Origin of the sequence: Microcoleus sp. B3-D7 (assembly GCF_036705305.1) — a bacterium.
Lineage (GTDB): Bacteria > Cyanobacteriota > Cyanobacteriia > Cyanobacteriales > Microcoleaceae > Microcoleus.
Map to the genome: position 1 here is coordinate 1 of NZ_JAUBUE010000013.1, position 13,869 is coordinate 13,869.

11 protein-coding genes are annotated in these 13,869 nt (G+C 45.0%); 3 read left to right on the plus strand and 8 right to left on the minus strand.

All coding sequences use genetic code 11. From position 1 onward, the window contains the following. Positions 1-35: 35 nt before the first annotated feature. The 3 genes from QUB25_RS11785 to QUB25_RS11795 form a co-directional block, all read right to left on the minus strand. On the minus strand, positions 36-710 hold the full coding sequence (locus QUB25_RS11785; RefSeq protein ID WP_333183452.1) for an MAE_28990/MAE_18760 family HEPN-like nuclease: 675 nt from the start codon (positions 708-710) through the stop codon (positions 36-38). Between the two features lie 2 nt (positions 711-712). Next, positions 713-1,795, minus strand: a complete 1,083-nt coding sequence (locus tag QUB25_RS11790) for a DUF262 domain-containing protein (RefSeq protein ID WP_333183453.1) — start codon at positions 1,793-1,795, stop codon at positions 713-715. Positions 1,796-1,955: 160 nt separating this feature from the next. Then, complete coding sequence (locus QUB25_RS11795) at positions 1,956-2,189, minus strand: hypothetical protein (RefSeq protein ID WP_333183454.1); 234 nt, start codon at positions 2,187-2,189, stop codon at positions 1,956-1,958. A 214-nt stretch (positions 2,190-2,403) separates the two neighbouring features. Here QUB25_RS11795 and QUB25_RS11800 point away from each other — a divergent pair, with 214 nt between their 5' ends. Together QUB25_RS11800 and QUB25_RS11805 are read left to right on the plus strand one after the other, a co-directional pair. Beyond that, positions 2,404-2,568 carry a ribbon-helix-helix domain-containing protein gene (locus tag QUB25_RS11800; protein WP_333183455.1) on the plus strand — a complete coding sequence of 55 codons (165 nt, stop codon included), beginning with the start codon at positions 2,404-2,406 and terminating at the stop codon, positions 2,566-2,568. Positions 2,569-2,621: 53 nt separating this feature from the next. After that, the gene (locus tag QUB25_RS11805; protein ID WP_096829277.1) at positions 2,622-2,798 is read left to right on the plus strand and encodes a ribbon-helix-helix domain-containing protein; all 177 of its coding nucleotides are present in this window, start codon (positions 2,622-2,624) and stop codon (positions 2,796-2,798) included. A gap of 115 nt (positions 2,799-2,913) precedes the next feature. Here QUB25_RS11805 and clpB read toward each other — a convergent pair whose 3' ends face one another. Next, positions 2,914-5,529 (minus strand): ATP-dependent chaperone ClpB, encoded by a 2,616-nt coding sequence (gene clpB, locus QUB25_RS11810; protein ID WP_333183456.1) that lies wholly within the window; start codon positions 5,527-5,529, stop codon positions 2,914-2,916. A gap of 410 nt (positions 5,530-5,939) precedes the next feature. Between clpB and QUB25_RS11815 the strand changes: the two genes are divergently transcribed. Continuing rightward, a complete protein-coding gene (locus tag QUB25_RS11815) occupies positions 5,940-6,632 on the plus strand; it encodes a DUF2259 domain-containing protein (protein ID WP_333062426.1) in 693 nt (230 codons plus the stop codon). 397 nt (positions 6,633-7,029) lie between these two features. Here QUB25_RS11815 and QUB25_RS11820 read toward each other — a convergent pair whose 3' ends face one another. The 4 genes from QUB25_RS11820 to polA form a co-directional block, all read right to left on the minus strand. After that, positions 7,030-8,745, minus strand: a complete 1,716-nt coding sequence (locus QUB25_RS11820; RefSeq protein WP_333183457.1) for a HAMP domain-containing sensor histidine kinase — start codon at positions 8,743-8,745, stop codon at positions 7,030-7,032. A 365-nt stretch (positions 8,746-9,110) separates the two neighbouring features. After that, the gene (locus QUB25_RS11825; protein WP_333137915.1) at positions 9,111-9,632 is read right to left on the minus strand and encodes a hypothetical protein; all 522 of its coding nucleotides are present in this window, start codon (positions 9,630-9,632) and stop codon (positions 9,111-9,113) included. Positions 9,633-10,163: 531 nt separating this feature from the next. Further along, on the minus strand, positions 10,164-10,736 hold the full coding sequence (locus QUB25_RS11830) for a thermonuclease family protein (RefSeq protein ID WP_333183458.1): 573 nt from the start codon (positions 10,734-10,736) through the stop codon (positions 10,164-10,166). 11 nt (positions 10,737-10,747) lie between these two features. After that, positions 10,748-13,819 carry a DNA polymerase I gene (gene polA / locus QUB25_RS11835; protein ID WP_333183459.1) on the minus strand — a complete coding sequence of 1,024 codons (3,072 nt, stop codon included), beginning with the start codon at positions 13,817-13,819 and terminating at the stop codon, positions 10,748-10,750. Positions 13,820-13,869 lie beyond the last annotated feature (50 nt).

Sequence of the window (13,869 nt, forward strand, 5' to 3'; positions counted from 1 at the left end):
TCTATCCTTTCTCTGCGCTGTGCTTATCTCAATGGTCAACTTTCCGCTTGATGTATTTGCAAAAGTGAGATGCACCCCTCCAGTATTTGACGTAGGTATTCTATGACTTCCTCCTTAATCTCTAAAAGTTCCTCAATAGTCTGATCTCGCCCCACTTCCTCAAAAGACTTAACTCCGTGCGCTAAGTCATTCCTGTTGCGTTTAATAACTAAAAGATTTTGCCCGTCTTTTGTCTTAGTAGGTTCTGTTTTACATGAAAAGCCATATTTTTCGGCTATTTCTTTAATCAACCTAGCATCCACATTCCCGGAAAATAGTTCTTCGCGTTCAAATGTAGCTGTGATGATGTCTATAGATATTTGGTTAATTTGTAAATGAATTTTCTTAGGAGAACGGTTTTTAAGATTTTGAAGAACAATCATTTTGATTTCTGGTTTGAGTTGATCGAAGGAGATTGCTTGATTTTTAAACTCATCAAATATGGCTTCAATGGCATTTCGCATAGTGGATTCAACTAAGTTATACAATAACAAAAAGCCATTGGCTTTAAGAGTTTTTGCCAACTCAGGATTAAGACTTTGTATTTGATATTGTCCAGCACTATCGGCGACAGCTAACTTAGTGGTTTGTTTGATTAAGCCATGTAAAAAGATGAAGTAATCATCTACCTCTTGAGCGCGTGTATTGAAATCTAAGAGTACAGTATTCATCTTTAGCCTAGCAGTCGATCGCGGACATACTCAATGCGTGAAACTACTTTATTTTTAGAACTGCTAGCATCAGATTTTGTGAGATCCTTAAATTTTTGTGAATTGAGTAATTCTGTTGACTTTGGCTCAAGATTGCTGTTTTTTCTCAAAGCAAGAGCAACACCGACAGCCAGAGACTCGAATTTAATCCGAGTTGTTGTTCTCGCGCCATTTTTACCTTGGCGAAATCCTTGAGGAAAATATTTTTCTACAAAATTTAGCATTGACTCGAATTCGGCACGCATTTTTTCGCGATCGAATTTCGGATCTGCATTTACTTGCTTCAGATACTCATCAAGGAATATGTTTATCTTACTATTAAACTTCTCATAGTTATTTAAAAATGCAAAAAAACGCAACACAAATTCTTGCGGTTCGCGGCTGCGAATAGCAGACTCAGAAAAAGCGCATAATTTGCGGAACTTGTCATGTTTCGATAGTTCTTCAATCAGTTCGAGAAACTGGCCGGGCAGTATGCCTCTGCGCTTTTCCATCTCGTTTAGATCGACGCTACCTGTATTAATGCGTTCAAATAAATCTCTTCGCACTTCCTCATTTGCACTTTCAGTTAGTTGAATCATCCGAAGTGTCGTGCGGTTGAAGCGCCTCTGACGGGCTAGGGGCAAATCAGCAAACTTAAATCCATTTAAACTCTGTATTTTCTTTAAATCGGTCAAGGTTAATTCGTTATTTATAAATCTAGTTAGAGTCCGAATGCGTTGTGTACCATCTATTATTTCTAAACGGGCTTCATCGTTTTCGTCCTCATGGATGTCAGCAACAAAAATATAAGGTATTGGCAGACCCAAAATTATAGACTCAATAAACTTTGACTGCCTTGCGTCATCCCAAGCCATTTCACGTTGGTAGTCGGGGATGAACAACTCATTGGTATCCTCATCCTTTCCTTCCATATATTTTTGAACGAGTATTTCGACTGGATACTCTTTGGTATCGTAATTAACTAGCTGCTGCTTGTCGCGGATTTCGGCTTCAGCAGCATCAACCTTTTTGTGTTGCTCGGTAGTTTCTAGTTTCGATCGCATATTCTTAAATAATAATTGGATATTGTGGAGTGAATAGACTTATCGGTACTATGATTTTACCATAAAAATTTGGGACTTACTTCGTAAAAGCGATCGCACTTATCAAAAAAAGTGCGATCGCCAATGTTTAGTTAACTGAAACCGCCGCGAAAATTACCATTTATAACGCGCTGGCGACGGGATTGGAAGGGCGGCCCAACGCCGATAAACGGTGACTGTCCCCACTGCGATCGAACACAACCTCAAACTTGAGGTGGGGTATAGTTTCTCGCAGAAACTCAAAATGCCCGTCTACATCTGAACGACTGCGGAAGCGGGCGACAATAATCCATTGCTGAGTGGGTAACAGACGGGCGATCGCCCAACAACACAAGCGTTGTTTGTATGTCATCATAGAATTTGTCTCCATTGAATGTTGGAGCCAGAGCCAGCCCGGAACCTTGGACAGTAAGGGGCTGGCTTCTGACTGTTTACGGGCCTCAGCCTTATATACTAATAGCATCATTTGATGTTAATGACATCAAATGACACAAAAAGAGATCAAAGGGTGTTGGAGTGTAAAATTTAAGACAATTGAAGTAAAACCATGCCTGCCAATGCCTTCACGAATGCGAGTCACAGTTACACTGCCAGAAGACGTTCATCAAGCCTTGTCCGAATGGGCCGAAGAAGAAGATAGAACGCTCGCAAACCTGCTTTCCCATGTGGCAGCTAAAGCAGTCAGAGAACGCCAAGAGCAGAAAAAAGATAAATCAGAAGGCGATCGCCCTTAAGCGAGGGCCACGGCGTAAGATGGAGTGTGTTGAAATGTTTTGCAGTATAACGAATGGCTTCACGGGGACGAGTTACCGCATACTTGCCAGAAGAGATTCAAAAAGCTCTCGAAGAATGGGCAGAAGAAGACAGCAGATCCGTTAGCAGTTTGGCAACGTACCTGCTGACTAAATCTGTTCGAGAACGCCAAGAACAGAAAAAAGATAAATCAGAAAGCGATCGCCCTTAATATCTCGCCCGCAATCCCATCCGCGTCCATCCGCGTCCATCCGCCTACATCTGCGGTCAAAAAAAGAACCACCGCCTCAAAAAAATAAGGTGGGCCGCAGCCCACCCTACTTAAATTATTTCGCAGTCACTAACTGTGCTGGCAGCCGCTTAAACGCCAACCTTTCATTCTCGATATCCACAAAAATGGTATCGCTGTCAGCAAAATCTCCACGCAAAATACCCTTCGCCATTTGCGTTTCCAACTCGCGTTGAATTCCCCGCTTCAGAGGCCGCGCACCGTAAACCGGATCGTAACCAATTTCTGCTAAGAAGTCGATCGCAGATTCTGACAATTTCAGAGACATTTTGCGCTCGGCTAACCGTTTTTCCAACCGCTTCACTTGCAACAGCACAATCTGCCGCAGTTCGGTCTTACTCAAACCGTGGAAAATAATCATCTCATCAATCCGGTTCAAGAATTCCGGGCGGAAAGTTCCCCGCATCGCTTCCATCACCCGAAGCCGCATTTGTTCGTTATCTCCGGCCACATCTAAGATGTATTGAGAGCCGACATTCGATGTCATAATAATCACAGAATTCTTAAAGTCTACCGTGTGACCTTGAGCATCGGTAACGCGGCCGTCATCCAGAATTTGCAGCATGATGTTGAACACATCCGGGTGCGCTTTCTCGATTTCATCGAATAGAATCACGGAGTAAGGACGGCGGCGCACAGCCTCAGTTAATTGTCCGCCTTCATCGTAGCCAACGTATCCCGGAGGCGCACCAATTAACCGCGAAACCGCGTGTTTCTCCATGTATTCCGACATATCAATTCGCACGATCGCTTCTTCCGTATCGAACAGATAAGCCGCTAATGCTTTAGCTAACTCAGTTTTACCAACACCCGTGGGGCCGAGGAAAATAAAACTCGCAACCGGACGATTTGGGTCGGCTAAACCTGCGCGCGATCGCTGAATTGCATCTGCAACCGCCGTCACCGCTTCATCCTGTCCGATTACCCGCTTGTGCAGTTCATCTTCCAAGTGCAGAAGTTTCTGCATTTCCGATTCAACCAACTTGCTAATCGGAATTCCCGTCCACTTGGAAATAATCTCGGCAATGTCACCTTCTGTGACTTCTTCCCGCAGCAAAGTTTTACCTGTGGTTTGAGTTGCTGACAGTTGAAATTCAGCTTCTTGCAGTTGTTTTTGCAATTCTGTTAACTTGCTATATTTCAACTCAGCAGCACGGTTCAGGTCATATTTTAATTCAGCTTGCTGAATTTCAATATTCACCTTATCAATCTGTTCTTTAATCTTTTGAATGCTGCCGATGACACCTTTTTCCGATTGCCACTGGGCATTCAAAGCGCTTTGCTGTTCCTTGAGGTTTGCTAAGTCTTTTTCCAGTCTTTCCAAGCGTTCTATCGAAGCCGCATTGCTTTCTTTTTGCAGCGACAGTCTTTCCATTTCTAGCTGCAAAATCCTGCGGTCAATTTCGTCTAGTTCTTCCGGCTTGGAGGTAATCTCCATTTTGAGTTTAGCGGCTGCTTCGTCCACTAAGTCAATGGCTTTGTCTGGAAGGAAGCGATCGCTAATATATCGAGTAGACAAAGTAGCCGCCGCCACTAGGGCGCTGTCGGAAATTTTAACGCCGTGGTGAACTTCGTACCGTTCTTTCAAACCCCGCAAAATCGAGACAGTATCTTCAACTGTCGGTTGGTCAACATAAACTTGTTGAAAACGGCGTTCTAGTGCCGCATCTTTTTCCAGGTACTTGCGGTATTCGTCGAGAGTTGTAGCGCCGATACAGCGCAATTCTCCCCTCGCTAACATGGGTTTGAGCAAGTTGCCGGCATCCATCGATCCTTGAGTTGCACCGGCACCGACAACGGTATGAATTTCATCGATAAATAAGATGACTTTGCCGTTGCTGTCGGTAACTTCTTTGAGCACCGCTTTCAAGCGTTCTTCAAATTCTCCCCGGAATTTTGCACCGGCAATTAACGCGCCCATATCTAAGCTAATTAATTGTCTGTCTTTGAGAGATTGCGGCACATCTCCGGTGATAATTCGCTGGGCGAGTCCTTCGGCGATCGCAGTTTTGCCGACTCCCGGTTCCCCAATCAATACCGGATTATTTTTGGTGCGACGGCTCAAAATTTGAATCGTGCGGCGGATTTCGTCATCCCGTCCGATTACCGGATCGAGTTTGCCTTGACGCGCGGCTTCTGTCAAATCTCGGCCGTATTTTTCCAGCGCTTCGTATTTGCCTTCTGGATTTTGATCGGTCACTTTGTTCTTCCCTCGGACTTGGGTAATGATATCTTTGAGCTTGGCTTCATCTAGTTTAAATTCTTGCAGCAGATTTTTGCCGAAACGATCGTCCTTAACGTAACCTAGTATCAAATGCTCGATCGAAATAAATTCATCGCCGTACTCTTTACGATAAGTTTCGGCGCGATCGAGCAAAGTGTCGAGAGAACGACCTAGATAAACGTTGCCGCCGCTTCCAGTAATTTTCGGCTGACGACTGATAAACTCATCAGTGCGATCGCGCAATTTTGCTACAGAAACTCCCGCTTTGTTAAATAAGCTGGTAGCAAGTCCCGATTCTTGTTCCAGCAAAGCTTTCATCAAATGTTCGCTTTCTAGCTGCTGCTGCTGACCTGCTTTGACGATTTCGGGGGTGCGGGCGAGGGCTTCCCAGGCTTTTTCGGTAAATTGGTTTGGATTATTTGGTTGCATAAATTTTAATTCCCTGCATTAAAAATGATTACTGCTGTAGAGGCAATTGCTTGATCGCCCGTACAATTGTCATTGTAGGGAGTTGCGGAGGGGGGGCGGATCGGTGTTCCCCTATCTTGAGATAGGTATTTCCGTCCTATGTAGGAGTCTCTCGCAAGGAAAAGCAAACTGTCGCGCCTAAAAGTTGGACTCTTGGATAGGAGCAACTCTCACATTAAAAATGCTTTCTAGTGCCACTTGAAAAAACTGCACATTCTTAAACAGTCTCCTGCTGCGGAAAATGGAGAAACACTTATGTAAATAGGAGAGAGGACTTGAGAAGCGTCACAGTCCTATAGCGAAACCCGAAGCGTTATTGTTTTACTCATCAATAACAGCCGCTATAACTCTCACACCTGGAAAATATAGCTATGAAAATTGTACCTTTAATTTCGTTAGGTATTATAGCAAGTGCCGCGATCGCACTAGCCCCTGAAGCTTTGGCAAGTACCTGGCGTGCCGCACACCGGATGTCTGGTTTTTCCGCCGACAGCAATTACTACTTGTATTTAGAAAGTTCCAGAGATACTGGAGCGGGAATTCCCAAAGCAAAATTGCAAATTGTCCAAGTTGCTGCAAATTCCTGCATCAAAAATGGGTGTATCCAAACTAAATATGGCGAGCCAGACTCGAATAAAAGCACTAAAATGGCAGAAGATGACTTGCTTAAAAAAAGTTGGAATAGCAGGGAAACTTTGAAGTTAACTCCTCCTCAAGCTGGAACTAAACTGAACATTATTTCTCGTACTCCCGGAGCCAATGGAAGCGAGACCGTCGCCGTCAAAGTCAATACAGCAAAGCCTTTACAAATTCGCCTAGAACAGCGGCAAAAAACTACTCCTCCTGGCAAAGAAAGCGCGGCAATGCGTCTTGTAATTAATCATAACGGTCGGCAGCGTGTCCTCGGATCGCTGAACAATTTTGAAGATTGGGTGTTCTCTTATTCAATCCGAGAAGTTCGTTTGTCTCCGAACGGGCGCAATGTCGTTGTCCTGGTGGACAAGACAGAACGCACTTTTGAAGGAGTCTTGAAAACTACTTTTGTACAAGGCTTTGTTCTGTAGGCTTGCTATATTCCCAGGTTTTAACCTGGGAATTATCAAAACTTACGCAGAACCCCTATATGTAAGGTGCACACGGTGCACCTACAGATAGAGTCTATGCGTTAGTCCGGGTTGTTAATTATTCTTTATTTTGATAATTGGGCGTTGCTTAATCAGGGTATGAATCACCTTTTCGATTGAAGTTACAAAACTCACCCAACTTGGCTTAGAGCAATTGGGAAATCTTGAATTCATACCTGTATTCAGCAACGCCGATAATTGCTATATCAATACATTTTAAAATTTCCCTCTTCCTTCCTCCCTCTTTCTTTTTCCTTGAACATCTGCCTCCTGACTATTGACTAATGCTCAATAATTAATCCGTGTATCCGTGTCAAAATCCATATTTTGCCTGACTTCATGCCTGCATCACAACCCGTTCCGGGAGACTGACAATAAACGTTGAACCCTTACCGTCCTCGCTTTCGACGCTAATTTCGCCGCCGAGAATTTGACATAAACGCTGGCTAATTGTCAATCCCAAACCCGTGCCTCCGTACTTGCGGGTAGTCGAAGCATCAGCTTGGGTAAAAGGTTTAAATATCTGCTCTAATTGCTCGTCCGTCATGCCGATGCCGGTGTCGCTGACTCGAAACATTAAAACTTGAGAAGTGTAGTTTGAACCCGACTGAAAATCATTATTTTTATTTGGTTTCGCCGATCTAGATTTTTCAATTTTCATTCTTTCGACGCCGATAGTAATGACGCCTTTTTCGGTAAATTTGGCAGCGTTGCTGAGCAAATTAAGGAGAATTTGTCGCACTTTCGGTTGATCGGCGTACATTGTGCCGAGTTCGCCTTTTGTTTTCAGTGCTAAAGCATTACCTTTTTTTTCTACTAGCGGTTGAGCAGTAGTCATCACTTCTTCAATCATGGTCGCCACGTCGAAGTTTTCCAAATAAAGGGTGACGTGACCTGCTTCTATTTTGGAAATGTCGAGGATGTCGCTAATCATATCCAGCAGGTGTTTGCCTGCGGTTTGAATTTTTTCTAAGTCCGGGAGAAAGTCTTCTGAACCAGAATCTTGAGCATCTTCTTGCAGCATTTCGCTGTAGTTAATGATGGCGTTGAGGGGGGTGCGTAGTTCGTGGCTCATGTTGGCGAGAAATGCACTTTTCGAGCGGTTGGCAGCTTCGGCGGCTACTTTGGCTTCGTGCAATTCTTCTGTGTATTCGCCTACTCTCTGGATTAGTTCGTTGAGGGAAATTGCTAGCATTCCCACTTCGTCGGAAGTAGTGACGGGTACTTGCAGGTCAAAGTTAGATTCTTCTGTCACTCGCTGAGCGATGAGGGTGGTGGCTTCTAAGGAGCGAGCGATCGCCCCGCTGGTGTATGCTGCTAGAATTGCTGCCATCGCACCTGATATCAAGAGAGAGCCAACGAGAATGAGAGTTCCGAGTTTTTCGGCATTTTCGTAGGTTCTCAATGCCTCGTCTACTTTCTCGCGAAAGTTGACGGCCAGTTGGGCTGAATCCTCGGAAAACTGTTTGAGTTTCAAAGCAGTTTCGCCGGCCACAAAATTGTTCAAATTCCGCCCCAAAGCCTGCTGCTGCTTCGGATTCAAAGCAGATAGTTTCGCAGCAGCCAACAATTTTTGTACTTGTTGAAAGTATGATTCTACAGTTTTGCCGTTGGCTTGAGCGAACTGTTGAAGCTGTTGGTAGTCTTTGGCAACCTCGGGATTCTTCGTCGGCGACGAGGTTTGCAGTTGTTCGAGGATGCCGCTCATCTGAGCAACGCGAGTCAGGAATTCCGAGCGTTGGCGATCGAAAATTTGCGGTTTGGCCGTCAGACTCGCCAGTTCTTGCTGCTGAATTCTGACTTCCTGCACCGTGTTATTGAGGTTTGTCAGGATTTCCGCTTTATCTCGGTCGATCGCTAGTTTTTCTCTAACTTGCTGTTTGTGATAGGATTCTACTCCCCGTCCCGCCACAGCACCCAAAACGGCAATACTAATGACCAAGGCGTATCCGCAGCCGATTTTCTGCCTGATACCCAAGCGGCCCAACAGACTTTTCAACCCTATTTGAGGACGGTTCTGCAGTTGATTTTTCAAAGCTAAGGTTAAAGACATGGGCAATGTACTCGTCACCTTTGAGAGGCACCATCTATATTCTAATTGATGCCTGCATGAGGGTAAATAAAGTTCTGGCTTCGGGCCAGCTTTGGGCAGTTATTGGGTCTTTGCAGGGTTCCACAGCTCGATCGGCTTGACAGTTTGGAGGAGTTATGCGTAACAAATTATAGCAGAACCAAGAACCAAGAACCAAGAACCCAGAAGCAAGAAACAGTCAAAGGCAGGGTTTGAGTAATTAAGAACGTACTCACCGTCGGGCGTGGTTGCGATATAAGTGGCGAGTTATAAGTTGCAAGTTATGAGTTAGACTTCTGATTGAAAACTCTACTCTACTCGCAACCCACAACTCTATCGCTGTTCCCCTACTGGCAAAGTCGAAATTGTGCTATCTCAGCAGGAATTTTGGAAGCATTAGGTACGCTCGCACTTGCAGGAACGAAGATTCCCAGGCCGTAACTGCAACCCTCTGCCGTCGTGCATTCCCCAGGCTTAGCAGTGATTTGATATTCGCCTTGGGATGGGGGAGTAAAAGAGATTGACGCCAGTTCGCCTGTTTTTTGACTCACAGCGATTTCCTGACCGCTTGCATCCTTGAGAGATAAGTTTAAATCCTGACAATTTCCGTCGCAAGTGGCAACAAAAACATACTCCACATTAGGATGCAGTGTTGCTCTAAAAGGAGATGAAACTTGCTTGCGAACTTGGCCCAGCAACGGCACAAATACTAATTTTTGACCGTTGCCTTTCCGCTGGTCAACTTCTGTTTTCAAGCGACAAATAACCGTTTTTTGGTTGTCGGTCAGTTCTTGAGCAATCGCATTTCCTACAATTGCAGTACCGAGGATTAGGGCAAGGCCGGAAATAACCAGATGTTTGAAATTCATTGATGTCCCTTAAAGTTAATTTTGGGTGATTGCAATAGACCGCTTTTGTCAGCAGTCTATTAGTTTATCTGGAGCCTATCACATTTGTTGACTTTTCCGAAAAAACAGCTCGGAGAAAAGTGCGATCGAACTCATGTCTGGTTTTAGATTAATCTGGCGTCAGCTATCGCCGAAACTCCACAGATTGCAGACCGTAGGAGCAGAACCTCGTCCTGATTGTATTGTACTAAATTAGGACGATCGGCATCGGTATCTAGAAACCCGCTTTCTGGGCCGATGCGGAGGAGCTAAACCTAAGATTTATAGTAGAGACGGGGTTTAACAAAACCTGAGTCAGTCCAAGACTGTAAATGTCTGATAAAGGTTCCCAGACTCCACGCCCACAACATCATCCTGTCCCTGTCAATATACAAATCGGTTGAAACTTGTGGCTCTACTAGACTAACAAAACTCCGAAGGCAATAATTAGCTCGTACTCCTACCATTTTCCTTATTTTGACCCGATCGCGAAGTCGAAGGGCCTTCTTCCCATCATTTATCACTGTTCCGAAATTTCCACGCGGGAACAAACTTAGAATCTCCCCAAACGCCGCGGCGATTTTTCTTAGCTTCGGCTTCCGCTTGTTCCAGAACACTTGCACTCGGACAATTTTTCAAGTAAGGACGATAAACCATTGCTAATCCTTCGCGGGTCAAAACTTCTTGGGCAAATGTGCCGTTTGGCAAGCGAACTTCGCTAACTTTGCGGCCGTAGCGGTCAGTATCGGTGACGGTCAAAACAACGCGACCGCCCCCTTGTTTGACTAGCTGCTGCATTCTTTGGTGCGCTAGATTTCCCCACTTAAATTGATTTTTTTTTGCTGCTGCTTTGCTATTTTTCTCAGCATTTGTGTGCGCGACTTCCGGTGCATCTACACAGGCAAAACGCACTTTTATATCTTTCCCGGCGGCATCACTGGCGACAAGGGTGTCGCCGTCGCTAACTCGCTTGACAGCATAGTTGTTGGGCGCTAACTTTTGTGGACACCCGAATAGAAGCAATAGCAGAGCAACTGCACTTAAGGTTTTTATTTTTGGGAAAATGGCGATTTTAAGTTGGCTCATATTTCTTTGTTTTATTTAGTTTCCATCCAATTTTGCCCAGCGTGGATGTCAACTATCAGCGGTACGCTAAGTGGCAGAGCATTTTCCATCGCACTTCTAATTTTCGGCTGCAATTCTTCCCATTCATCGGGAGGTACTTCAAAGATTAATTCGTCGTGAACTTGCAGCAGCAGCCGCGCCTGATAGTTTTGCAAAATTTTGTGTACCTCAATCATGGCAAGTTTAATGATATCAGCACTGGAACCTTGAATGGGAGCGTTAGCTGCCGCCCGCAAAGATTGGGCGTCATCTCTGCTGAGAGATTTAAGTCTATCGGAGTGAATGTCTTGGGGATTGCGGCCTTTTAAGTCGAGGATGCTTTCGCTCTCGAATTTTAAATAGCGGCGGCGGCCTAGAATTGTGGTGACATAGCCCAGGGCGATCGCCTCTTTTTTTACTTTCTCCAAATATTCAAAAACTTTACTGTAACGCTGGTTAAATCGTTCAATAAACTTTTTACCGTCTGCTGAAGTTTTGCCCATCGAACGACCAAACTTAATCGCCCCCATACCGTAAATTACCCCAAAATTAATCGTTTTGCCAAACCGTCTTTCGTCCGGCGTTACTTCCTCTTTTTCAAACAGCAGTTGAGCCGTTACGGTATGCACATCTCGGTTATTTTGATAAGCTTCAATTAACACAGGTTCTTGACTCAAATGAGCCAAAATTCGCAGTTCAATTTGAGAATAGTCAGCCGACACCATCACCCAACCTTCTTCTGGTAAAAAAGCCTTGCGAATTTGCCGCGAAAACTCGGTGCGGATGGGAATATTTTGTAAATTTGGATTGGAAGAAGAAAGCCTTCCCGTACCAGTTGCAGCTTGGTTGAAATCTGTATGCACTCGCCCGGTATCCGCACGCACTAACTGCGGCAAAGCATCGACATAAGTTGATTTCAACTTGGATAATGTTCGGTGTTCTAATAAATCGTCTACAATCGGGTGGTCTCCTTGCAATTTATCCAATACGGCGGCGTCTGTAGAGTATCCCGTCTTAGTTTTTCGCGACTTTTTCTGAAACTCATCCGGGATTTTTTCTAACAAGATTTCGCTGAGTTGTTTCGGGGAACCTAAGTTAAATTTTCGCCCCGCTGCTTGATAAGTTTTTTCTTCTATTTCTTTTAAGCTCTTTTCTAGCTGTTGCGATAGTTCTTGCAGATACTCTGAATCAATGCGAATTCCGCAATATTCCATTTCTGCTAAAACTGGTTCGAGGGGCTGTTCTACTTCCAGCAATAACCCCTCTAAAGTTTTTCCGGGAAAGCTAGATTCATCAAATTTCTTCAATTTGGCTTTAAGTTTACCTACTAACTGAAATGTGGTGTACACATCCATGCCACAGTAGTCTGCTACTTTTACAATACTGATGTCAGCAATTGTTTTGTTTTTCGGCACTAATTCATTGTAAGTTTTGGCAACAATGCCTAAGTATTCCCTTGACAGTTCGCTGAGGCTGTGGCTGGTTTCGGGATTGAGTACGTAACTGGCTAGCATGGTGTCGAAGACGACTCCGGCTAGTTTGATTCCTTGACAGCGCAGGATCGATCGATCAAACTTAGCATTTTGCAGCGCTTTGGGATAATTCTCGCTTTCCAAAATCGGACGCAAAGCATTTAAAACTGTGGCTTTGTCCAAGTTTTTGCCCGTTTTGTGTCCCGTGGGAATGTAAGCGAGATCCTCTTCGCCGGTTCCCCAACAGCAGCCAATTCCGACTAATTCGGCGTCTCGCGGTTCGATGGCGGTGGTTTCGGTATCCCACGCCACGGGTGAGGCTTTGTCGGTGAAGGTTTGCAGCAGTTGGACTAATTCGTTTAACTGTTCGGTTGTTTGAATTATTCGCGGTTTAATTGGCAGTTTTTTCTCTTGCTGGGCGGCTTGGGTTTCTGCAGGACTAAAAAACCACAATGCGTCGTCTTCTGAACTTTCAGAAGTTGCAGGTGACTTATCTATTGTGGGGTGGGCATCTTGCCCGCCCTTTGCAACAGGCAAGATGCCTGTTCCACTGTCTGCCACAGGCATCTTGCCTGTTCCACTCTCCATTGAATTGATTGTGGGGTGGGCATCTTGCCCGCCCTTTGCCAATGGTTCTTCTACACCACCAAAACGCTTTTGAATTTGTTTTACTTTGCTTAAAAATGTTTTAAATTCCAACTTTTCCAGCATGGGAATCAAGGCAGATTCGTCAAAACCTATAAGCTGGCAATCTTCTAAGTTGATTTCTAAGGGCACGTCTTGGACAATTGTCGCCATGCGTTGAGAATGATAAGCAGCTTCTTTGCCTTCTTCTAGCTTTTTCTTGGTTGCGCCTTTAATTTCATCTATAGCAGCATAAATGCCGTCGAGGGAATTGTAAGCTTCCAGCAATTGCAGGGCGGTTTTGTCGCCGATGCCTTTAACTCCGGGGATGTTGTCGGATTTGTCGCCGCACAAAGCTTTGTAATCTATTACTTGTTGGGGCAAAATACCGAGTTTGGCTTTGACTTCTTCCGGGCCGTATTCTTGGGATTTGCCTTTGCCCGATCGCCTGAGTTCATCGGTACTCAAATATAATACGCTGATTTGTTTTTCGGTTTCTACTAATTGAAACAAATCTCGATCGCCCGTGAGGATTTTGACCTGATAACCCGCCGCGCTGGCTTTGTTTGCCAAAGTTCCCAAAACATCGTCCGCCTCGTAGCCCGGAGCAGTTATTGCAGGTAAATTCAAATAGGTGAGCAATTCTTGCAGATTTTTGATATCCGGCTTAAAATCTTCCGGTGTTTCGGCTCGACCGGCTTTGTAGGTGTCGTCTGCTTCGTGGCGAAATGTGGGTGTGGCGAGGTCAAAGGCGATCGCCATGTACTGGGGGTCGTGGGCCGCCATTACTTCCAGCAGCGACTTGAGAAAGCCAAAACAGACGCTGGTGGGAATGCCTGTTGTCGTTCGCAAGCCTCCGTCTCGACTTTTGGCGAAGGCGAAGTAGGAGCGAAAGGCCAGGGAGTGGCCGTCAACTAAGATGAAGATGGGAGCTTGATTTGCCGACACAGACACAAATACCGATCGCACGAAAGGATTTTCTCATTGTAGCCAGTTGTCAGTCTGCATTGATCGACCGG